We start from the raw sequence: 20892 nt of genomic DNA, 5'->3' as shown, positions 1-20892 counted from the left end.
AGTAATGTCATTTTTAATCCTTTTTCATACACTTTTATCCATATAACAATCCCCGAAACGTTGATATAAATGGATTACGATGTATTCAATACACTTAGAATTTATCAGTATATTTCCGGACTACATCAAAGGCCGCAAGAAAGAAATTGACGTTCTCGCAGAAGTAAAGCTAAACCACCAGGACAAAATCCTGCATATCCACACCGAAGCCCAATCAACTCATGAAGCGGATTTCCCTGAAAGAATGTTTCTTTACTTCAGTTATCTTTACGCCAAACACCGCATACCAATTCAACCTATCGCTGTTTTGAGTTATAATAGGAAAAAAGATGAACCGACTCAATTCAAAATCGATACACCCACCCAAGAAGTACTTCAATTTAACTTTTTACAATTACATCTGATCCAGAAAAACTGGAGAGAATATATTGAATCAGACAACCCGGCTGCAGCAGCATTGCTCAGTCAGATGGGGTATGAAGAGCATGAACGGGTTCAGGTGAAGATGGAATTTCTGCGTATGGTTACCCGGATGAAAATCGATCCGGCCAAAATGGAGTTTCTTTACGGATATTTCGAAACCTATTTAAAATTAAACAAGGAAGAGGAGGCACAAATGATGGACCAAATGGAGAATCTGCCAGAGGTGGAAAAAGACATGGTGATGCAGCTGCCGAATTCTTATTATGAGAGAGGGAAAGAGGAAGGGATACAAGAAGGGAAAAAAGAAGGAATCGAAGAGGGAATAGAAAAAGGAAAACAAGAAATAGTTTTGAAATTGTTAGCAAGAGAAATGCCGATTGACCAAATAGCGGAAATCACCGAACTAAGTAAAGAAGATATTAAAAAACTTACTTCAGAATAACCAAAAATAATGGAATGAAAAAGGGGATATTGTACAAACAGGTATCTGATTGTGCAATATCCCCATGAAATGCGGTATTTAACTATTGTGTATTATTAAATTAAAGTCATGATAAATGATTTTTTATTTACTTAGAGAAACACCAGACCAAATTAAATTGTATCCCGCTTCACAAAATTTCGTAAGCCATAAATCAATAAAACTACGAAGGTTCCAATAACTAATGAATAAAACAACCAATAAGATTGAATAGGTGATTCATCCTCAGGTGACATGGCGAGCATAGGCTGCGTCCAAGGATAAATCTGTCCTAAAGGTGTGCTGGCAATGATAATAGCCGGGAGAGTAAAAACAATACTGACAGCTAATGGGATGCCAAAGGTTTTTGCCCTGATGGATATCGTCAGCTGCAGGAGAATCAAGGGTAAACAAGCAAAAATACCTCTCAGCACGAATCCGAATATTGTAAATAGGGGAAGACTGCCTTCTATACCCTTTACGTAACCAAATCCTATAAATAAAATTAATAAGATAACCATCGAAATAACTACCATTTTTACGACGGTTAAAAATTTACCTAAAAAGATATCCGAATATTTGATCGGTAAAGCTAATAGCTGTTTCCAGCCACCGCCGACATGTTCATTTCTGCAAACGAGCGCAGTGAGTACCCCAACCAGGATAGGCAATACAAACGGGCCCATAAATAATGCTACCTGTGTCCATGCTTCTATCCATTCATTATCTCCAGGCTGCATAAAAGAGATCATAGTTTTTAAAGAAATTAATATAAGCCAGAAACACACCCAATAATGGGCCCAGCAAGTAAAGCAGCCACAACTTGGAGCGTTTTAATTTTAATCGTTCAACATATAATATATTTTTCAACATAATTCCTCCTTACTGCACATTCTGTTTAGCAAAATGTATGGAACCGATAAACATCAGGGCGATAACTAATAACAGATTGATGACAAGAAAAGCAGAAAAATCTTGGTTAAATCCTAATCCTTCATATTGCAATACAACCGTTGATGCCTGGCTTGGATAGGCTAATGGGAACCATCTTGTTGTTTGGGCAGCTGCTAAAAATAAACCCATAATAGCAGAAATTGCTCCAATAAGAATCGAGAAGGCCTGATTTTTAATGGTCATGGATAACCAAAATTGAAAAGCCATCATTGGTAATACGGCAATCAACATTCCGTAACAGTCGCCTATCAATAAGCTCCAAGGTATAGGTCCTCCAAATCCAAGTACTTTCCCAAGAAAAACCATTCCAATCAGAAAAATAGTAACAGAGAGGAATAGGCTAACCGTTAGCCACATAAATTTACTCACATAAATTTTCCCTCTTGAGACAGGCATGGAAAGGGTCTGCTTCCATCCATTTGCTTGATGTTCAATATTGGCTATCACAGACGCGGTAAGTGTGGCGGCTAATGGGAACCCCAGTCCAAATAACAGACTATTGTCGTACAATAAATACATCCACATGGAAGCAGCACCGAACATCTCTGCTTGCTTTTCCACAAACTCTGCTCGATAAGTAAAATTCACCAGCTCATATGACAAGATAAGTAATGGTACCAATAAAACAATAATCAATAACGACGAGCGCTTTAATTTTAACTGCTCTGCCCATAATATCTTTCTCATAGGCTGCCCTCTGTACCTGTTAATTCTAAGAAGATGTCTTCCAGTGTTCTTTTTACTTCTTCCAGACGATAGACCGAGACACCTGAATGAACCAAACTAGCGTTCATATCTGATACAAATGCAGGTTCTGTTTGCGATAACCACAAGAAGTCGTTTTGTAAATCAGCCTTGATGCCTTGCTCTTTTAATAGGGGTTTCTGCTTTTGTCTTAAGCGTTCAATGGAATCTTGGAAAATCATTTTCCCGTTATTAATGATGCCAACCTGTGTAGCCATTTGATCTATTTCACTAAGCAAGTGGCTGGATACAAGGACACTCATTCCAGCTTCAGGTAATTCTTTAATTAGCTCTCTAATTTCTTGGATACCAGATGGATCTAAACCATTTGTTGGCTCATCCAGTATTAATAAATCTGGATTACTGAGCATTGCAGCAGCAATTCCCAGGCGCTGCTTCATTCCAAGCGAATATTCTTTTGTCAGTCTGTTTGCAACCTTGCTTAGTCTTACCATCTCTAACACTTCATTCACGCGCTTTTCTGGAAGATCTCGTAACCTGCGAACAGCTTCTAAATTCTCCCGGCCAGTTAAATTTCCATAATATGTTGGGGATTCCACCAACGAACCGATCTGCTGTAAAATTTGCAGACGATTCTTTTTCAGGCTCTGCCCAAAAATTTCAATGTTCCCTTTTGTAGGTTTTATTAACCCGAGTAACATACGGATTGTCGTGGTTTTACCAGCTCCATTTGGACCAAGAAATCCATATATTTGTCCACGTTCAATCCGTAAATTTAATCCATCTACAGATGTGTGTTTTTTGTACTTTTTTGTTAGATCATTTGTCATCAATATTTGATCATTCATTTGTTTATCACCTCATTTCTATCGTAAATGAAATAAATTAAACGCGAATGAAACTTTACCTGAACATTTGCTTAACAATCTAATCTCGAATATTTTTCTATTTCCCTTACATACTTAGAGTAGCTTGGGTTATATAGTAATCATATTTTTCAGAAACTTAAACGGTATATAAATTCTTTACTCAAAAGGATATTTTTACTTATTTTTAATGTAGAATAGTACTAATGAAAATAGGAAGGGGGATGAAATGTGGCCCTAAAACTCGAAGATCATAACATTCTTATCGTTGATGACGATCAGCATATTTTAGATTTATTAATTACTATATTTGAAAAAGAAGGCTTTCAAAATGTCTTTATAGCCACTACGGGAGCAGAAGCCATTTTAATGACAACACAAAATAATCCTCACATTATATTGTTAGATGTGATGTTACCTGATATAGACGGTTTTACACTCTGTGGCAAAATTCGTTCGGAGACAGATGTTCCTGTCCTGTTTCTTACAGCAAAAACTACAGATTTAGATAAGCTGCAGGGATTCAGCTTTGGCGGTGATGACTATATTACAAAGCCTTTTAATCCATTAGAAGTGGTAGCCCGTGTCAAAGCCCAGTTAAGGCGTTCCCTGCAAATTCCGTCCCGGCAAAGACGGAAACAAGTTTATGATTATGGTGCTTTTAATATAGATCCCAATACAGGAAGACTGATAGTGAATGGTGTACGGGTAGAGTGTCCAACCCAGGAAATGAAGCTGTTACTCTATTTTTGTGAACATCCTAATTTAATTTTAAGCAAGCACCAGATTTATAAAGATGTTTGGGGAGAATTTTATGTCGGGGATAGTACGGTGATGGTACATGTACGGCGTTTACGCGAAAAAATAGAAGAAGATCCAGGCAGGCCTAAATGGATAAAAACCATCCGGGGATTAGGCTATCTATTTGAAACCAGCACAAACGGGGACTCGTTGTGAAATTAAAAAACCGGGTTGCCTACTATTTTGTATCACGCCTGTTCAGCTTAATGCTTATCTGGAGCTTGCTTATTATAATCAGTATTGTTCTCATCAGCTTTTTTCTTGAAAATAATCAAAAAGAAACTTCACAGCTATCCATAAATGAAATCGCAGAGCATACGGTTTTAATTAATCAAATACCTTCAGTAGACCCCGAAACAAAAGAAGATTTGGTGAAAAACAATATGTGGGTGCAAATATTAGATGAACAGGGGAGCGAAGTCTTTTCTTTTAACACTCCTGAAAGTGTACCAAACCACTATACTCCAGGGGAATTAGTGTCTGATTACTTATATCCTGCAAAAAATGATTTTCAATTATCTACATGGTCTAACACGGTCGATAATCAGAATCTAACATGGGTGCTTGGAAAGCCGCTAACAAGCAATAATCCTTTTCAATATTGGGTGAATAACCTATGGATTCTTTTCATCATTATGGCCGGATTAGTCATCGCCATATTTTTCGGGAGACAATTAGGTGCTCCATTGCTCTATATCGTATCCTGGATTGAAAGTCTGTCTAAAGGGAAATACGAAGAACCTTTTTATCATCGGAAATATAATATCAAGCAGCGCTGGAGAAATAAAGCAAAATATAATACGTATAAAGAATTGAATCAAGCGCTTTCCAGGCTGACATCAACTCTTAAGAGAAATACAGAAGAAAGAGAGCTGTTAGACAAGACAAGAGAAGAATGGATGACCGGGGTCTCTCATGACCTAAGGACACCTTTATCTGTTATTAAGGGGTACACTGTGCTTCTTTCCTCAGATGAACATGTTTGGGAACAGACTGAAGTTCGCCACTTTTCCAAAATAATGGAGGAACGTGTGGAATATATGGAGCAATTAATAGAAGACTTTAATTTAACCTTTCAATTGAAAAATGATACTATTCCAATACAGCTCGAACAAAAAGATCTCGTAAATGTGATAAAAAATGTGTTGGAGCAATTGGAAAAAATGCCTGAAGCAAAAAATAAGGTATTTTCATTTGAAACAAATAAAGAACAGATATTTTTGGATATGGATGTGAAATACGTACAGCGGGCACTTGAAAACTTAATCGCAAATAGTATTAAACATAATCCTCCTGATACTACAATTAAAATTATACTTCATGAAGCATTATCTCATCCCAGACAAATATGTGTTCTGATTGAAGATGATGGAGCCGGTATGGATCAAGAAACGATTGAACACCTATTCGATCGGTATTACCGGGGGACAAGCGCAATTTCTAATAATTCTGGAACAGGATTGGGAATGACAATAGCAAGACAAATCATCATTGCTCACGGCGGAGAAATTGCGTTAAACAGTAAGCTTCATCTAGGAACGCAGTTTAAGATTACTTTCCCAATTTATAGGTATGCTGAAAAACGAAGAGATGAAGAAACATAAAATTATAGAGAGAGCCAATAAAATGAGATATTTAAACCTCAAATTATTGGTTCTTTGTTTTTACATATTGTAACTGTATTTGATTAAACTATCTTGTCTGCATTAGCGCAAAACTTTGCACAATTTTTGAAACGATATTTTAAATTATGTAAAGCGTAATTCCTTCAAGATATATAAGAATTACCACATTCCTAAGCTCTTAGATAAATTATAAAAACCTCAAATCATCTTTTTCATATTTATTATGGCCAGGATTCGATTTTTTGTACTTCCAGCATGCAATAGCGTCTTTTAAGGATTTGTCTTTATTATCATCAAAGAAATCTCGAATATACGTATTATATTCAAATTGCTTATCTATTTTCGTCTTGTTCTTCTTTTTATCTTCTAAAATTTGATAATACGCAGTAATAGAATCCTGATAAGTCTTTCCTGTATTCTGCTTTAGCCATTGTTGAAATACCACATTGAAAGAGAATGATCTACCTATGTTTTCTTTGTAGAAAGCCCTATGAGCTTCTGTGCATACAAAATTATCTTCAATTTTACTTTCCAGATAGATTTTATCCATACTTTTACGATGTTTTGGTGATCTCTTGGTTCTGAGCTTTTCACCAGTTTTAAGGTAATGGGCGATCCGATTGGTTAATTCCTCTTTTGATCCTGTTGCCTGCAAGCCTTCCTGTTTACAAAAGGTTATAAGCTCCTCTTTTAAATAATAAAAATCACGGAAGGTATGTTCATCTAAATTTTTATCTATTACCTGTTTTTTCATGCTTTTTCACCTCAATATAAATCTTATTATAAGCATCGTATCAAACTAATCCTGACAACGTGTGTCATGCTTTATAAATTTATATTGTTTTCATACATAGCTCTAACTTCCTCTAAAAAGCGGGTACGAATACTTGCAGGAGATAAAATTTTGATAGATTTGCCAAAGGATAATAAGTATCTGATTAACCATTCTTCATTTGGCATATCAATAGAAACGCTAAGACTGCCATCATTTTGTCGTGTTATATTATTTAAATTAAATTCATCATAGACTCTATATGCTATTTCTTCCGAGAAAAGTAAATCAAGGTGAATGTATTCTGTACAGCTTTTCTTATCTAAAGATGGAATATCTAATGGTTCAAATGATTTATCCGTAATGGAAATCTCATAGATTCTGCTTAGCTTGAATACTCTAAAATCATTTTTTTCTATGCAAAAAGCCTGTAAATACCAAGCATTTGATTTATATAGTAATTTTGCCGGGTTTACTAGTCTCTGACTCACTTTTCCTTTAGAATTTGCATATTCAAAAGGAATTTGTACTCGACTCAAGATAGCGGTTTTAATTATCTCAAATTTATCATGGGCATTATTGTATTCTCCCCATTGCGAAAAATCTATATCAATCCACTGATGTACGTGAGTTTGGAATAGCGCTTTTAATTTCAATATCGTTTCATTATTTGAGCCATTTTGAGTTACTTCTAAATGCTGTAATGCTACTAATATATTTTGCTGCTCTTCGGCCGATAACAAAGCCTTGTCCAAGACAAAATTGTCTACCAGATATACACCGCCATTTCTTCCTGCAGATGTATATATAGGGATTCCGGCACTGCTTAAGACATCAATATCTCTGTATATTGTTCTGAGGGAAACCTCGAATTTTTCAGCTAATTCCGAGGCAGTAGCTCTTTCTTTATTCAAAAGGTAATACATAATTTTAAACAAGCGGCTTTCTTTCAAAATGAACCCTCCTATATTTAGATGGAATTATATCACATATAATTAGTGATACAAGTTCTATACCATTCTGTCTTGATTATAAGAAAGTAAAATAGATTTATAAAATATGACATAGGTTGTCAGTATTAGTTTGGTAAGATAACTGCATGATGATTTATATTAGGTAAAAAATGATTGAAAAGTTTTCCTGTTTCTTTTGTTATGATATGGGCGGTATGATTTAAATCCAAAAAATTAGTCAGTTCTCTTTACCATAGTCTGAACAGGTTTATTTATCTGTTTATGATTTTTAAAAGATAGCGATGTAAAATACCTTTAAGTCATATTTACCTTTTGTAATAGCAACAGTAACTGACATTTCTTATCGAAACAAAATATCATCAAATATTTATAATAAAAAAGAAGAAGGTTGGTATTTATATGGAACTAAGAGTTATTGAAAAAATTAGGACAAGTAATTTTAATGATGAGCATTTAATGCGAAAGATTATGGATATGTGGAAAGAGGCGTCATCTGTATTATCTAATAAGAATGAAAATGTATACGGTTTATATCATGAATATGAATCTGATTATACAGGGTATTATACGTTATGTGTCGCTATTGAAGATCCAAATGAATCTACTATAGTTATTCCTAAAGAAATAAAATATGAAATTTTTAAAGTCAATACTAACGATGAACAAGGTATTTTTAACACATGGAATGAAATATGGAAGAAGGAAGAAGAAGGACATTTAAAAAGGGCATATACTTTTGATTTTGAAAAGTATTATCCAGATGGGGAAATTGATATTTATATAGCTATTATTTAAAAATGGTGCACGATTGTGAATAAGCAAGATAATTTTTAATAATCATGAAAATTACTAGTATAACCGTATTCAAACAGAAAATATAGGAAATTGAATATGTCCAGGTTTGATTGTAATTAGAGTAAATATTGATAACCCATAATAATTTGATACGATAATACTAAGGTATGATTTTTTTCAATTTTTTATATTGAGATGAGCATTGTATTTCGTTTTTTATTCTACAAAAAGGAGGGAGTATTTTGTGTTCAAAATGGTTTGGTTCGGCAGGTGTATGTATAAATGAAACCGGCGAATTGCTGATGGTACTGCAGGGAAAACCCGAAGAGGACAAAACTTGGTCTGTACCATCAGGTGGCCAAGAAAGAAATGAAACTTTTGAAGAATGTTGTATTAGGGAGATCAAAGAGGAAACAGGATATATTGCAGAAATAGTTGATGAATTAAAAGTAAAAAATGGTGTTTATGAAAAAATAAATATTTCTTTTGAGGTTCACTATTTCTTGGTGAAAATCGTTGGTGGAAAAAGAGAAATCCAGGATCCAGATCATTTGATTTATGAGATTGCTTGGAAAAACATAGATGAATTACAGGAACTTCGTTTAACCTTTCCAGAAGATAGAACCTTTTTATTGGACAATATATTAAAGTAACCCTGTTATTATCGGTCTTATAATTGTTTATATTCTGTTTTTAAGCAAAAAAATTAAAAAGCAAAAATCCGAATGTGTAATTCAATTCTTTATTTGTATAATGCATGTAGAAAAGAGGTGACTATATGACAACTAAATCAATTGGATTATTTCAAGGTATTGCTTTATATATTGCAACGGTTTTAGGGTCAGGGGTCCTTTTTTTATCAGGTGTTACGGCCTCCATAGCCGGCCCGGCCTCGATAATCGCCTGGTTGATTGTGATTATTATTAGTTTTCCACTTGCGTATTCCTTTGCTTGCTTAGCAAGAGAGTACCCAGACGCAGGAGGAGCAGCTACTTTTGTACGATATTCATTCGGGAAACATTTAGGGAATATGGTAGGGTGGTTTTATTTTGTCACAGCAGCAGTTGGACAGACCATTGTTGCTTTAACAGGAGCTTATTATTTAGGGAATGCTCTTGATTTTTCTCAGATTCAAATATCATTTTGTGCCTTATTGATATTGGCTACTGCGGGAATCACTAATTATTTCGGTATTCAAGTAAGTGGTAAATTAGCATTATTGTTAAGTGGATGTTTATTTCTATTGTTAGTAACGGCAATCATATTGTCTATCCCTAGTATAAGCTGGAGTCATTTCGTTCCGTTCTTCCCAAGCGGAAGTGGTTCCATTGGATCTGCTATAACCATTATTTTTTGGGCGTTTTTTGGTTGGGAAGCAATCTGTAACCTGGCTAATAATTTTAAACAGCCTAAACAGCATATCGTAAGAAGTACTATTATTAGTGTTATCATTATAGGTGTACTTTTCTTTGCGCTTAGTTTTATAACGATAGGAACAGGGACGTACGGTAATGAAGAGAGAGATTTATCTCCAATTGCCATGATTATGAACGATACACTTGGAGTAAATGCTCAATTGCTTACCGGGATTCTTGCTTTTATCATTTGTACAGGAACAGCGAACGCATTTGTTGCAAGTCTCACTCAGTTAGGTTATTCATTAAGTAGAGATGGTGCATTTCTAGATTATTTTTCTAAGGTACATCCAAAAATCGGTATATCCAGACGCGTGGTTTTGTTTGTCGTTATATTTGCTGGAGCAGGAGTTTTCATAACAAGTGCACTTTCTCTTTCGTTTAATGATATTTTATTTATTCCTACATCCTTAGGGATAATCGTTTATATTCTTTCGATGGCTGCAGGTGTTAAACTGTTTGAAAAAGGAACATTACCTTGGTGGTGCTCATTTACTGCCTTCGTTTTATGTACACTTGTTCTTCCTTTTTTCCGATCATATATTATGGTGCCGTTAATTGTTGTTTCTATCTATATAGTATATGTGTTTTGTAAGAAAAAACGGTATGAAAGAACAGACAGGAGGTGAACGGAACGGTGGTTTATACAAACTTTTCTTTCAATGAAATGGTCAAAATCGCTAATAGCTGTGATGAATCCTATGATGGTTTATTTTATTATGCAGTCAAAACAACAGGGATTTTTTGCCGTCCATCTTGTAAATCAAGAAATCCTAATAAAGAAAATATCACTTTTTTTCAAACCGCTGAAGAGGCAAAAGGAGCTGGTTTTCGTCCCTGTAAAAGATGTCAGCCGGACATGATCCATTTTGATCCAATAATGGATATTATTAATGACACAAAATTATATATTCAGAGACATTACACAGAAAATCTCACTATGAAACAAATAGCACAAAAAATCGGTATAAGCCCATATTACTTGGGCCGGATTTTTAAAAAGCATACCTCCAGAACACCACGTTCCTATTTAGAGAAGATCCGGGTGAGTAAGGCCGTTCATCTTTTAAAAAACACGGATCTATCCACTATGGACATTTGTTTTGAAGTCGGTTTTCAAAGTTATTCCAGTTTTTATCATGCTTTTCAAAAACAGTTAGAGTATTCCCCTCAACAATATAGAAAGATTTTCAACTATGATCTATAGTGGAATTTGAAGAAATCTAAATGTTTAAGTAGTCATTTTTTTCTGATAGAGGTAAATGGTTCATGGTATACTTCTAAATAAACGAATCATTAACTATGCTGTCACAGCTGTTAAGTTAGTCCATACCACTGTGTTATCTATAGGTACAGGAAATGAGAGAATATGCAGGTAACAAATCAGGTAATGGATGGAGGCAGTGAGGATACACAAAAGTTCATTAGATTACTTGAGATATCTGGATGGTAGTCTTTATAATTAAGATTTGATAAAAAATCTATTCAGGTATTGATTAGGATTTCTTAAGATAATTATTGAATAAAGAAAAGTACTACAATAAATATAAAGGAGTTGATTTAATAGATGGAGATAAGTTTTAAACGCTTTTTTACAGAGGAACTATCTATAAGTGAGATTCAAGTAGCTATGGATCGCAATGAAATTACTTCAAAAGAATTAGTAATGTATTATTTAGATAGAATTGCAAAATATGATCAGGCTGGACCTAACATTAATTCCATGCTTGAAATAAATCCTGAAGCGATATTTATAGCAGAAGCACTAGATAATGAAAGAAAAATAAAGGGAGTAAGGGGGCTTTTACACGGTATACCGATTGTACTAAAAGATAATATAGATACAAATGATTCCATGCATACAAGTGCGGGAACAATTGCCCTAGAGAACCATTTAGCTAGTAAAGATGCATTTCTAGTGAAAAAACTCAGAGAAGCAGGTGCGGTTATATTAGGTAAAACAAATATGACAGAATTAGCAAATGGAATGGCTAGTGAAATGTGGGCAGGATACAGTTCTAGAGGAGGACAAACATTAAATCCTTATGGTGATCCTCAACTTTTTGTTGGTGGTTCTAGTTCAGGATCAGCAGTGGCAGTTGCGGCAAATTTTTCTGTTTTATCTGTAGGAACTGAAACGGATGCATCTATTCTTAGTCCTGCTATTCAAAATTCGGTAGTTGGTATTAAACCTACTGTAGGTTTGATAAGTCGTAGCGGTATAATTCCTTTTACATATTCTCAGGATACGGCAGGACCATTTGCAAGAAATGTTAAAGATGCGGCTATTTTGTTAGGGGCATTAACTGGTATAGATAAGAATGACATTGCCACATATAAAAGTGAGGGCAAGTTACAACATGATTATACAACCAATTTAGACCCAAAAGGATTAATTGGTGCTAAAATCGGAATCTTTCATAACTTTTCTAATGAATATAGTGATTCAGGCGAGTATGATGAGCAATTATTTAAGAAATCAATTCAGATTTTAATTGAACAAAGAGCAACTGTTATTGAAGATATCGAAATACCTTCTTTTCATAGAGATTGGAAATGGGGCGTATCTTTATATGAATTAAGACATAGTCTAGATAATTATCTTACTAAATTGCCTTCTCATATGCCGGTGCATTCTATAACTGAATTAATTCAATTTAATGAAGGTATAGGAAAAAGGGCGCTAAAATATGGGCAGGATAAGCTGGAACGTAGAGAAAATTTTCCTAATACACTAAGAAATCCAGAATATTTAAACGCAAAAGTAGAGGATTTATATTTTTCTCAAGAACAAGGCATTGATTATGCCCTGAAAAAGTATGAACTTGATGCTATTCTATTCCCGTCATATATTGGGTCTACAATAAGTGCAAAAGCTGGATATCCGTCCATCGCGGTACCAGCTGGTTATATGGAAAGTGGAAGACCTTTTGGTATAACTTTTGCTGGCACTGCTTTTAGTGAAGAAAACTTAATAAAACTTGCTTTTGCATTTGAACAGGCGAGTAATCTTCGGAAAGCTCCCCAGTTTTATAAAAATTGAATTTTCATTTTTATAATATTAGCTATGTTCCGCGAACTGATGGTGATTTTTAAACAAGAAGGAAAGCATGTAAAAAATCATTGCTTGTTCAAAAAAGACAAGTAGTGATTTTTTTGCTTTATTAGACAAATAAGATATCAATCGGGAAATGATTTTATTAAGTATATGTTTACTTTATAGGCTATATCACTTTCATTATAATGTATACTGATAATTCTATTATATGACTAATGCCGAACATGTTAGAGTATTCACCTCAACAATATATCGTTAATAATTATATTGGAAAAATTCTTCACTTTGAATATCATATTTCTAGTCCTCGATATCAATATCTGCAAAATAATAAATTAGGCTGGCTAGGTGACAGAATGAAATTTGGAGGAATGCTTGGAGCATTAGGCACTCACATGGTTGATTGTTTGAGATGGTTAGTGAAGGATGAAATGGAAGATTACAGTGGGTTTGTACATACACATGTTTCCGCAAATGGAATTGGAACAAAGGGATGCAGATGATGCTTTTTTTATACAAGGTAAAATGAGAGACAACTCCACTTTTTCCATTCAATTAATATCAGGGGTGAATCACGCATTTGGAGCTAGCTTAAGGATTTTTGGGGAATCAGGAACAATAACGTTAACGGATGATAAGGAGCTTTATTTTGGAAAATCGAAGGAAAAGTTTAATAAAATAAATGTGTCCAATCTAGAAATAACTTCTCAACAGCTGTCAGCAGAGGCAAGGTCTTACTATCCAGCTTTTTATCCTTTTTTAGAGAAGTTGTATGAATATATATCGGATGATAAATTGGATGAAGACTTACCGACAATAGAGGATGGACACAAAAATCAAGTGATTATAGATAAAGTTTTAGGTAATTAAAAAGTTACAGTTTGGTTCTTTAAAGAAAGAGGTGGTGAGAAATAACCTCGTAAAAAGTATAGTAATCGAATTTAATATCAACCTTAAGTATTTTAAAAGACTTTCATATATTCGCAAGGTATAAAAAGTTTAAAAAAGTAAAAAGGGAGGTTTTTTTATGCAAAATGCAATTATAACAGGTGGCGCAGCTGGAATTGGGCGAGGGATTGCTGTTAGATTAGCGCAAGAAGGTTATAAGGTATCATTGATAGATAAGGATAAAGATGCTGGTCAAAAAACAAGAGATGAAATAAATACTCAAATTGGCCCAGCTCATTTCTTTGAATGTGATGTGACCAATTTAACGAAACTTTCAAAGTTAATTCATTCCATTAGTAAGGATTTAGGTACTATTTCCGTATTTGTAAATACTGCTGGCGGTGTGGGGGATATTTGCTTTCCAGACGTTGAAACAGAAATATGGAGTACTACTATTGATTTGAACCTAAAAACTGTTATGCAGGGTATACAATCTTCCATGAAAGAAATGAAAAACGGCGGGGATATTATTAATATTTCCTCTTTTGCCGGAGTAGGGAGCCAACCTCATGATTCTCCGAAATATGCAGCCAGTAAAGCGGCTATTATCAGATTAACAACTTCTATATCAGATACGTTAATTCAACATGATATTAAAATCAATACAATATGCCCAGGCTGGGTAGACACTCCTGCATCAAGAAAAACAAGAGAAAATATGGATTCCAGGGAAATTCCAGAAAAAATATTAAGCCCTGATGATATTGCCGAACAGGTTATGGGATTTATAAATGACAATAAAACGGGAAGAGTCGTTGTTTGGAAAGAGGATGAGCAACCTTATGATTTAGATTAAAAGATTCATTCAAAAGTTACTACTTTTACAATAGATTTATCGGCAGCATCTTTTAAAATACTGGGAGGCATTATTATGGAACCATTAAAAAAAGGAGATAGAATTGGTATATTTACCCCATCTTCTCCTGCAACAGTTACTGCAAAATTGCGCTTTGAACGGGCTAAGTGCTTTTTAGAAGAAAAGGGTTTTACTCTCGTTGAAGGAAATTTAACAGGAAGAAAGGATTATTACCGTTCGGGCTCACCTAAAGAGCGCGCAGAAGAATTAAACAATTTATTAAAAGATCCAAATATAAAGATGATCATGTCAACGATTGGTGGAACAAACTCAAATAGCATGCTGCCGTATATTGATTATGAATCATTCCAGAAAAATCCTAAGCTGGTAGTGGGATATTCAGACGTAACAGCTATCTTACTTGCACTTTATGCAAAAACAGGAATCTCAACTTATTATGGACCTGCTTTGATTCCTTCATTTGGTGAATTTGAACCTTTAGTAAATGATACATACCTTAATTTTGAACAATATTTTATGCAAATGAGTAAGCCGCCTTATGAGATACCGACTCCTGCCTTTTGGTCGGACGAACCTGTAAACTGGCAAGAAAAAACTACAGAGAAAAAATTATATAAAAATGAATGGGTCACTGGTCAAAATGGTATTGCTGAAGGAAGATTGATAGGCGGTAATGTGAATGCCATGTACGGATTTATTGGTTCTCCTTATTTCCCGATAATTAAACAAGGAGATATTTTATTATTGGAAGATTGTAATAAAGATGTTTCCATCGTTGAAAAAAACTTTGCGATGTTAAAAGTTCAAGGCATTTTTGATAAGATTTCAGGAATTATTTTGGGGAAACATGAACAATATAATGACCTGGGAACAGGTAAGCAGCCCTTGGATTTATTAATCGAACAATTGGATGGAATAGAAATACCTATTTTAGCGGAATTTGATACATGTCACACTCATCCAATGCATCCTTTAGCTATTGGCAAAAAAGTGAGACTAGATGCGGGGCAAAAAAAGGTATTTTGTATGGAAGACTGGCTGGCTTTAAACTGAGATGATATAAACAAAGTTTGCGATTAAGTAAACTTTTTATGTTGGAGGAGTACCCTAACGGCATAACGCTACACAATTTTGAAGAAAATTTCGGAACTGTTCATTCAATACTATTTAACCTTAATGAAAAACAGTTAGAGTTTTCTTTTGGCTCTCCTATAAATAATAAAACCTATAAAATTAAAGCAGGAGAAAACTTACCTTTTAATGAATTAGAAGTTTTGATTAAGCATCATAACTATGGATTAGACTTTTGGAGATTAGTTAAATAATATTTCTAATAAGCGATTGCTATTTTTATTGAAAAATATTTTCATTTAGGGGGGATGATAAATCGATCAGTCAATTATAGAGTTAATAAGCAGAAGAAGAAGACAAATTTTAGTACATTCCTTTCTTTACTACCAACTGAACCGAACGATTATAGATGATTTTACTTATGATAAATGGGCAATGGAATTATACCAGCTGCAAGTGGACTTTCCCGAAGAATCTAAAAAAGCAATAGATTATGAGATTTACAAGGATTTTGATGGTTCAAGCGGCTTTGACCTGCCTTTTACTGATCCAGATGTACAAAATAGGGGTTATAGGCTTTTAGAATACTTTGAGAAAAACAAAAAGAGCTTTTAATATTTTTTCAAGACTAATATCAAAATGAATGCTTATATTTTATCTTTATCTATCTTTCTTAAGGGGATAGATAATAAAGCAAAAAAATAGCAGAAGCTCAGAAGCTGATAAAATTTAAAAATGTAAGTAAAATCAAACAGCCAAGGGCCTTATCCACTAAGGCTCTTGGCTGTTTTTTCTCTTCTTTAACCTTTAATTCAAACACTTATTAAACCAGACTTAATTCATAGTGATAGAATTGCTGGTCTTTTACAATGATAGTGAGTTTAGATATAAAGGTAAACCTATTCCAGCACTTCAGGGTTTGGATCCCTATGGCAGGGTCATCTACTTAGGTACTTTTTCCAAGTCTCTTTTACCATCCATTCGGTTAAGTTACATGGTTTTGCCGGAGGTTTTACTAAAGAAATATCAGACAGAATTCAATATGTACGAACAAACTGTTTCCAAAATTCATTAAAAGACACTTTATCAATTTATGCAAAAAGGTCATTGGCAAAAACATCTTCGTAAAATGAGAAATATTTATCAAAAGAAACATGAGATTTTAAATAAAGCCATCAGAACATATATGAAGGATAATGTAAATATCATTGGAGAAGATTCAGGATTACACATATTATTGGAAATAAAACGAGACGATACAGCAGAAAATTTAATTGAGATTGCAAAAAAAGAAGGGGTTAAAGTATACCCGACATCAAAGTATTGGATGAATCCTAATCAACTACGATTTCCACTTTTATTGCTTGGATTTGGAGGTTTAAATGAGGACGAGATTGAGCAGGGGATTAAAAAATTAAGTAGTGTATGGTTTAATGCTTAAAGAAGCTGGTATTTCAATATGTTTATTTTACCTCTAATATAATAAAGTCATTGCTTTTTTGCTGTAGAAAAAGGTAAATCACTATAACTTCGAAGACCCGGCTAACATATATCTAATTCCCGCAAAACTTACTACCTGCTGATGAAACTTGAAAGTTCTTTGTTTTGAAAGTGTTTTCCTTCCAGGCGCTTTATTGTAAGATTAATACAGGGTTTGTTTTTAAACTAGATTAGAGATGAGGAATGCATGATATGTGGGAGCAAGGATTTATAGAAACAGAAAGAGGGATTTTCGAGTATTTTACTGCTGGTCAAGGTGAACCGTTAGCTGCTGCACATTTGTATATGGCGTTCGATAAGCGTGGAAGCTTATCAGCTAATCCTTTTGCCAAGCATTACAAGGTTTACTTAATTAATACACGAGGAGCTGGCCATTCTGTCAGTGCTGAAAATGAAAATCAACTTAGTATGGAGGAAATTATAAAAGACTTGGAAGCTATTAGAACAGCACTAAATATTAAAAAATGGGCGTTTGCCGGACATTCAACAGGTGGAATGCTGGCATTACAATATGCAATAGAAGCACCTGACTCTTTAACAAAAATTATTGCAGGCTGTACGGCAGCTAGTAAAGAATACGCTGAGCACAAAAACTGCATCTATTGTTCAAAAAATAAGCATTTCTCCAGAATAATTGAGATTATGGAGTTATTAAACAATCCAAATACTGCGCGGGAGGAGCGTCAAAAATTAGGCCATGAATGGGATTTAATGTCTTTTTATTCAGAAGATAATTTAATAGAAGCAAGGAAACGTCCGAATAGTGGGCGTACAGTGGGAGAAAATCTTGATTATTTCAGAAAAGTAGAAGTGAAAAATTATGATATTCGAAGCCAATTAAAAAATATAAAGCTGCCGACTTACATATATGCAGGCAGATATGATGCACAATGTCCTGTTGAATTTGGTATTGAAATGGCAGAACTTATTTCTCATTCACATTTAACTATTTTTGAAAAATCAAATCATAACCCTTTTATTGAGGAAGAGGAGAAATTTAGTGAGTTTGTAGAGATGACTTTGTAATGAATGGTGTACATACAATAAATTATCAAATCAAATTTTCTTCATTCAAATAAAAATAGGAGGTAGATTTATGTTAAACGATCCATGGTTTACAGTTCGGGAAATTGATGAAAAAACATATGCCATCAGTGAGCTTGGGCATTGGGAAAAAGTACATTCTTTTTTGTTAATTGGAGATACAAAAGCAGCATTAATCGATACCGGTCTAGGTATCGATAATATGAAGCGGATTACAGACCAGCTTACCAGCCTGCCGATTGATGTTATCACTACGCATGTTCATTCCGATCATATTGGAAGTCATGGGGAATATAACAGGTTGTTTGTTCATGAGGCTGAAAGAGACTGGCTCGTTCATGGAATTGTCGGGTTGTCGTTAGAGCAAATTAGACAAAATACTGCGAGAGATATTAGCATTCCTGTACCGGAAAGCTTCGACCCAAATACATATAAGCCCTTTCAAGGTGAGCCGACAGGAGTATTAAAAGATGGAGATATTGTGGACTTGGGAAATAGAACGTTAATTATCTATCATACTCCGGGCCACTCCCCAGGACATATTGCGATATTTGATAAAAATACCGGCTATTTATTCACTGGCGATTTATTATATGATGAAACACCCATATATGCTTTTTATCCAACAACTAATCCTGTAGAATTAGTAAAATCTTTAGAGAGGCTAACCCAAATAAATAGCATCTCTATGATTTATGGAGCACATAATACCCTTGGACTTACTCCCGAAATATTAGATGAGGTTAAAAATGCGGTGGAATATTTACGAAAGCATGATTTAATGCGATTTGGTACGGGCATTCATTATTTTAATGGATTTAGCATTCAATTTTAATTTTGAGTAAATGAAAGAAGGAGAATTAGTGATGATAGACGAAACTATTATAAATGCTCTTAAAAAATTAAAAATAGAAAATATAAAAAAAGAACATATCTCAAAAATTGGCGAAGGTTCCTGGCATACCGTATACAGGATAGAAAGACAAGGGGAAGAGGATCTAGCATTAAGAGTTAAGAAGAAAACTGCTTATGGGCATTTGCAAGAATATCAAGAGAGTGAATTGATTACGGAATATGAATCCACAAAAATATATTATCATTATGCTAATGCTTGTAATGATAACCTGTGCCCATCATATTTTGATTACTATCTGGATCCATCATTGGTATTTACAATCGAAAGCTTTATGGGGAAGGGGACAATTCAAAGTTTAAATCAAACAGAAGCATTTTTTACAGGAGAAAAGGCGGGATATTTCTTTCAGGAAATGCATAACCAGACGCCTGATATAAAGGGATTTGGTAAATTGAAATGGAATGGGGAAAAACTTGAAGGAAGTATACAGGAAGAATTTGAACGAATTTGGCAAGATGATAACAACTTTTACATAAGTATATTAGATAAATTGATTTCATCGCATTTAAAATTTGATGTAGAACGGATTACAGCGAAGATTGACAGTATCATTGAAAAACGACGTAATAATCCGCAAAAAATAGCATTGGTAAATCAGGATATAACACCGGAAAATATAATAATGAATACAGATTACACTGCTATCATTGACCCTTTGCCAAGATTAGATTTTGATGTTAAATATGCCGGTTACTTTGTCTTTTGCTATAAATTTCTGCTTCCAGCTTATTCTAATGCTCCGAGATATCGTCATAATTCCTATAGTCAACATGCGGCTAAATTAAGTGAAATTGCTGATGGCTTCATAAAAGGTTATACCAATCATGATGTAAATCAGATAGAGCAGATAATGAACGAATATACTTTATGGGTTTTATTAGAGGCCTACGAGCATCTTGAAGTCTTAAATGAAGAAAATGTAAGCTATCAGACATTACAGCAAATGGGGAATAAAGAAATGATAAAGAACAGACTGATATTATGTTTAAAACAGTTAGAAAGTTTATGTCTAGACTTAGAATAGATTAGTTGGGAAAGAGGAGAAAAAATGAAAAGAGTATTAATGGTATTAATAACAGGATTAACGATACTAACATTAGCTGCCTGTGGTCAAAATGAGGCCGATGCAAACACTATTTCTATCAGTGAATTAACAGAAAGGGAAGACGCTATACTTTCAATTACATCAGAGCAATCATTTGTTTTTGATTTCAACATAGATGATGAATATAAAGAAGCTGCTGTATGGATTGAAAAATATGAAGCAGGTAATTTGATTGATGACAAATTAGGGTATATGACAACACAGGCTGAGCAAAAGGGTTCTATTATTTTTACACTTTCAGAAAATGATAGTGAAAACAATAATAGCTTTAATGTTGGAATTGCTGTAGATGGTGGCGTATCTTCTATACATGGTTCGGATTCCAATGTAACAGATTTAGAGAATGTGTCGATTGTATCGGGGAGTATTCCAGAAAAGATAGCTGTAGATAACGGCGAAGTAGTATTAGCAAGTATTAGCTATTCCCAGGATGAAAATGGTATACAGTCACTTACAACAGATTTTTATGAAGATGCTGCGGGCCATATGAATGAGCTTGAAGAATATGAGTTTACTTATTTACTTAAAGCTGAATTTATCAAGTAAACGCTATTAAAAAAATGAACCGGATGTTACTCCATATATTTTGTGACAGATTATTTATGCAGATTTAGCAACAAGAACAGATACTTATGGAAAATCC

25 protein-coding genes are annotated in these 20892 nt (G+C 34.2%); 19 read left to right on the top strand and 6 right to left on the bottom strand.

Features of this window, described 5'->3' with window-relative positions:
• Window positions 1-79: 79 nt before the first annotated feature.
• Window positions 80-865 carry an RpnC/YadD family protein gene (locus IEX29_RS10470; RefSeq protein ID WP_188734393.1) on the top strand — a complete coding sequence of 262 codons (786 nt, stop codon included), beginning with the start codon at window positions 80-82 and terminating at the stop codon, window positions 863-865.
• 152 nt (window positions 866-1017) lie between these two features.
• Here the strand turns inward: IEX29_RS10470 and IEX29_RS10465 are convergent, their stop codons facing one another.
• From IEX29_RS10465 to IEX29_RS10455, 4 genes are read right to left on the bottom strand one after another with little or no spacing between them, the layout of a single operon-like run.
• A complete protein-coding gene (locus tag IEX29_RS10465; RefSeq protein WP_229720170.1) occupies window positions 1018-1623 on the bottom strand; it encodes an ABC transporter permease in 606 nt (201 codons plus the stop codon).
• Window positions 1607-1756: a hypothetical protein gene (locus IEX29_RS26675; RefSeq protein ID WP_229720169.1), complete on the bottom strand. Its 150-nt coding sequence runs from the start codon at window positions 1754-1756 to the stop codon at window positions 1607-1609. Before IEX29_RS26675 ends, IEX29_RS10465 begins: the two co-directional genes overlap by 17 nt.
• Before the next feature lie 9 nt (window positions 1757-1765).
• Complete coding sequence (locus tag IEX29_RS10460) at window positions 1766-2524, bottom strand: ABC transporter permease (RefSeq protein ID WP_188734392.1); 759 nt, start codon at window positions 2522-2524, stop codon at window positions 1766-1768.
• Window positions 2521-3390, bottom strand: coding sequence for an ABC transporter ATP-binding protein (locus IEX29_RS10455; RefSeq protein WP_188734391.1), 870 nt, complete (start codon window positions 3388-3390; stop codon window positions 2521-2523). The genes IEX29_RS10460 and IEX29_RS10455 overlap by 4 nt, the downstream gene beginning before the upstream one ends.
• A 249-nt stretch (window positions 3391-3639) precedes the next feature.
• Here IEX29_RS10455 and IEX29_RS10450 point away from each other — a divergent pair, with 249 nt between their 5' ends.
• Both IEX29_RS10450 and IEX29_RS10445 read left to right on the top strand, forming a co-directional pair.
• Window positions 3640-4365, top strand: coding sequence for a response regulator transcription factor (locus IEX29_RS10450; protein ID WP_188734390.1), 726 nt, complete (start codon window positions 3640-3642; stop codon window positions 4363-4365).
• The gene (locus IEX29_RS10445) at window positions 4362-5813 is read left to right on the top strand and encodes a sensor histidine kinase (protein WP_188734389.1); all 1452 of its coding nucleotides are present in this window, start codon (window positions 4362-4364) and stop codon (window positions 5811-5813) included. The genes IEX29_RS10450 and IEX29_RS10445 overlap by 4 nt, the downstream gene beginning before the upstream one ends.
• 208 nt (window positions 5814-6021) lie before the next feature.
• On the opposite strand, the gene IEX29_RS10440 is transcribed toward IEX29_RS10445, so the two are convergent.
• Both IEX29_RS10440 and IEX29_RS10435 read right to left on the bottom strand, forming a co-directional pair.
• Window positions 6022-6588 carry a DUF6434 domain-containing protein gene (locus IEX29_RS10440; protein WP_188734388.1) on the bottom strand — a complete coding sequence of 189 codons (567 nt, stop codon included), beginning with the start codon at window positions 6586-6588 and terminating at the stop codon, window positions 6022-6024.
• 71 nt (window positions 6589-6659) lie between these two features.
• Window positions 6660-7559, bottom strand: coding sequence for a helix-turn-helix transcriptional regulator (locus IEX29_RS10435; protein ID WP_188734387.1), 900 nt, complete (start codon window positions 7557-7559; stop codon window positions 6660-6662).
• Window positions 7560-7979: 420 nt separating this feature from the next.
• Here IEX29_RS10435 and IEX29_RS10430 point away from each other — a divergent pair, with 420 nt between their 5' ends.
• The 16 genes from IEX29_RS10430 (at window position 7980) to IEX29_RS10365 (ending at window position 20795) form a co-directional block, all read left to right on the top strand.
• Window positions 7980-8375, top strand: coding sequence for a GyrI-like domain-containing protein (locus IEX29_RS10430; RefSeq protein WP_188734386.1), 396 nt, complete (start codon window positions 7980-7982; stop codon window positions 8373-8375).
• Window positions 8376-8677: 302 nt separating this feature from the next.
• The gene (locus tag IEX29_RS10425; RefSeq protein WP_188734448.1) at window positions 8678-9028 is read left to right on the top strand and encodes an NUDIX domain-containing protein; all 351 of its coding nucleotides are present in this window, start codon (window positions 8678-8680) and stop codon (window positions 9026-9028) included.
• Between the two features lie 125 nt (window positions 9029-9153).
• Window positions 9154-10419 (top strand): APC family permease, encoded by a 1266-nt coding sequence (locus tag IEX29_RS10420; protein WP_188734385.1) that lies wholly within the window; start codon window positions 9154-9156, stop codon window positions 10417-10419.
• Between the two features lie 38 nt (window positions 10420-10457).
• Window positions 10458-10997: a bifunctional transcriptional activator/DNA repair enzyme AdaA gene (locus tag IEX29_RS10415; RefSeq protein ID WP_188734447.1), complete on the top strand. Its 540-nt coding sequence runs from the start codon at window positions 10458-10460 to the stop codon at window positions 10995-10997.
• Between the two features lie 360 nt (window positions 10998-11357).
• Window positions 11358-12833 carry an amidase family protein gene (locus IEX29_RS10410; RefSeq protein WP_188734384.1) on the top strand — a complete coding sequence of 492 codons (1476 nt, stop codon included), beginning with the start codon at window positions 11358-11360 and terminating at the stop codon, window positions 12831-12833.
• A gap of 230 nt (window positions 12834-13063) precedes the next feature.
• Window positions 13064-13351, top strand: coding sequence for a Gfo/Idh/MocA family protein (locus tag IEX29_RS26670; protein ID WP_229720168.1), 288 nt, complete (start codon window positions 13064-13066; stop codon window positions 13349-13351).
• Window positions 13311-13718 (top strand): hypothetical protein, encoded by a 408-nt coding sequence (locus IEX29_RS26665; protein WP_229720167.1) that lies wholly within the window; start codon window positions 13311-13313, stop codon window positions 13716-13718. Before IEX29_RS26670 ends, IEX29_RS26665 begins: the two co-directional genes overlap by 41 nt.
• 157 nt (window positions 13719-13875) lie before the next feature.
• Window positions 13876-14592 carry an SDR family oxidoreductase gene (locus IEX29_RS10400; RefSeq protein WP_188734383.1) on the top strand — a complete coding sequence of 239 codons (717 nt, stop codon included), beginning with the start codon at window positions 13876-13878 and terminating at the stop codon, window positions 14590-14592.
• Between the two features lie 75 nt (window positions 14593-14667).
• Window positions 14668-15666, top strand: coding sequence for a S66 family peptidase (locus IEX29_RS10395; protein WP_188734382.1), 999 nt, complete (start codon window positions 14668-14670; stop codon window positions 15664-15666).
• A 38-nt stretch (window positions 15667-15704) separates the two neighbouring features.
• Window positions 15705-15938, top strand: a complete 234-nt coding sequence (locus IEX29_RS26660) for a hypothetical protein (protein ID WP_204799044.1) — start codon at window positions 15705-15707, stop codon at window positions 15936-15938.
• A gap of 61 nt (window positions 15939-15999) precedes the next feature.
• Window positions 16000-16299: a DNA ligase LigA-related protein gene (locus tag IEX29_RS27225; protein ID WP_188734446.1), complete on the top strand. Its 300-nt coding sequence runs from the start codon at window positions 16000-16002 to the stop codon at window positions 16297-16299.
• A gap of 478 nt (window positions 16300-16777) precedes the next feature.
• Entirely contained in the window at window positions 16778-17125 is a 348-nt protein-coding gene (locus tag IEX29_RS10385) for an aminotransferase-like domain-containing protein (protein ID WP_188734381.1), read from the top strand.
• Window positions 17126-17376: 251 nt separating this feature from the next.
• On the top strand, window positions 17377-18210 hold the full coding sequence (locus IEX29_RS10380; RefSeq protein ID WP_188734445.1) for an alpha/beta fold hydrolase: 834 nt from the start codon (window positions 17377-17379) through the stop codon (window positions 18208-18210).
• A gap of 70 nt (window positions 18211-18280) precedes the next feature.
• Entirely contained in the window at window positions 18281-19063 is a 783-nt protein-coding gene (locus tag IEX29_RS10375; protein WP_188734380.1) for an MBL fold metallo-hydrolase, read from the top strand.
• A gap of 31 nt (window positions 19064-19094) precedes the next feature.
• A complete protein-coding gene (locus tag IEX29_RS10370) occupies window positions 19095-20168 on the top strand; it encodes a hypothetical protein (RefSeq protein WP_188734379.1) in 1074 nt (357 codons plus the stop codon).
• Window positions 20169-20192: 24 nt separating this feature from the next.
• Window positions 20193-20795 (top strand): LptM family lipoprotein, encoded by a 603-nt coding sequence (locus IEX29_RS10365; protein WP_188734378.1) that lies wholly within the window; start codon window positions 20193-20195, stop codon window positions 20793-20795.
• The last annotated feature ends 97 nt before the right edge of the window (window positions 20796-20892 follow it).

Origin of the sequence: Oceanobacillus neutriphilus (assembly GCF_014645515.1) — a bacterium.
Taxonomy (GTDB): Bacteria; Bacillota; Bacilli; order Bacillales; family Amphibacillaceae; genus Oceanobacillus; species Oceanobacillus neutriphilus.
This window is presented reverse-complemented; position numbering and strand designations above follow the sequence as displayed.

Bases quoted from the DNA above. Each gene is read 5' to 3' on its own strand.
- IEX29_RS10470 (WP_188734393.1), top strand. From the start codon at position 80: ATGTATTCAATACACTTAGAATTTATCAGTATATTTCCGGACTACATC.
- IEX29_RS10465 (WP_229720170.1), bottom strand. From the start codon at position 1,623: ATGCAGCCTGGAGATAATGAATGGATAGAAGCATGGACACAGGTAGCA.
- IEX29_RS26675 (WP_229720169.1), bottom strand. From the start codon at position 1,756: ATGTTGAAAAATATATTATATGTTGAACGATTAAAATTAAAACGCTCC.
- IEX29_RS10460 (WP_188734392.1), bottom strand. From the start codon at position 2,524: ATGAGAAAGATATTATGGGCAGAGCAGTTAAAATTAAAGCGCTCGTCG.
- IEX29_RS10455 (WP_188734391.1), bottom strand. From the start codon at position 3,390: ATGAATGATCAAATATTGATGACAAATGATCTAACAAAAAAGTACAAA.
- IEX29_RS10440 (WP_188734388.1), bottom strand. From the start codon at position 6,588: ATGAAAAAACAGGTAATAGATAAAAATTTAGATGAACATACCTTCCGT.
- IEX29_RS10430 (WP_188734386.1), top strand. From the start codon at position 7,980: ATGGAACTAAGAGTTATTGAAAAAATTAGGACAAGTAATTTTAATGAT.
- IEX29_RS10425 (WP_188734448.1), top strand. From the start codon at position 8,678: ATGGTACTGCAGGGAAAACCCGAAGAGGACAAAACTTGGTCTGTACCA.
- IEX29_RS10420 (WP_188734385.1), top strand. From the start codon at position 9,154: ATGACAACTAAATCAATTGGATTATTTCAAGGTATTGCTTTATATATT.
- IEX29_RS10415 (WP_188734447.1), top strand. From the start codon at position 10,458: ATGGTCAAAATCGCTAATAGCTGTGATGAATCCTATGATGGTTTATTT.
- IEX29_RS10410 (WP_188734384.1), top strand. From the start codon at position 11,358: ATGGAGATAAGTTTTAAACGCTTTTTTACAGAGGAACTATCTATAAGT.
- IEX29_RS26670 (WP_229720168.1), top strand. From the start codon at position 13,064: ATGCCGAACATGTTAGAGTATTCACCTCAACAATATATCGTTAATAAT.
- IEX29_RS26665 (WP_229720167.1), top strand. From the start codon at position 13,311: ATGTTTCCGCAAATGGAATTGGAACAAAGGGATGCAGATGATGCTTTT.
- IEX29_RS10400 (WP_188734383.1), top strand. From the start codon at position 13,876: ATGCAAAATGCAATTATAACAGGTGGCGCAGCTGGAATTGGGCGAGGG.
- IEX29_RS10395 (WP_188734382.1), top strand. From the start codon at position 14,668: ATGGAACCATTAAAAAAAGGAGATAGAATTGGTATATTTACCCCATCT.
- IEX29_RS26660 (WP_204799044.1), top strand. From the start codon at position 15,705: ATGTTGGAGGAGTACCCTAACGGCATAACGCTACACAATTTTGAAGAA.
- IEX29_RS10385 (WP_188734381.1), top strand. From the start codon at position 16,778: ATGCAAAAAGGTCATTGGCAAAAACATCTTCGTAAAATGAGAAATATT.
- IEX29_RS10380 (WP_188734445.1), top strand. From the start codon at position 17,377: ATGTGGGAGCAAGGATTTATAGAAACAGAAAGAGGGATTTTCGAGTAT.
- IEX29_RS10375 (WP_188734380.1), top strand. From the start codon at position 18,281: ATGTTAAACGATCCATGGTTTACAGTTCGGGAAATTGATGAAAAAACA.
- IEX29_RS10370 (WP_188734379.1), top strand. From the start codon at position 19,095: ATGATAGACGAAACTATTATAAATGCTCTTAAAAAATTAAAAATAGAA.
- IEX29_RS10365 (WP_188734378.1), top strand. From the start codon at position 20,193: ATGAAAAGAGTATTAATGGTATTAATAACAGGATTAACGATACTAACA.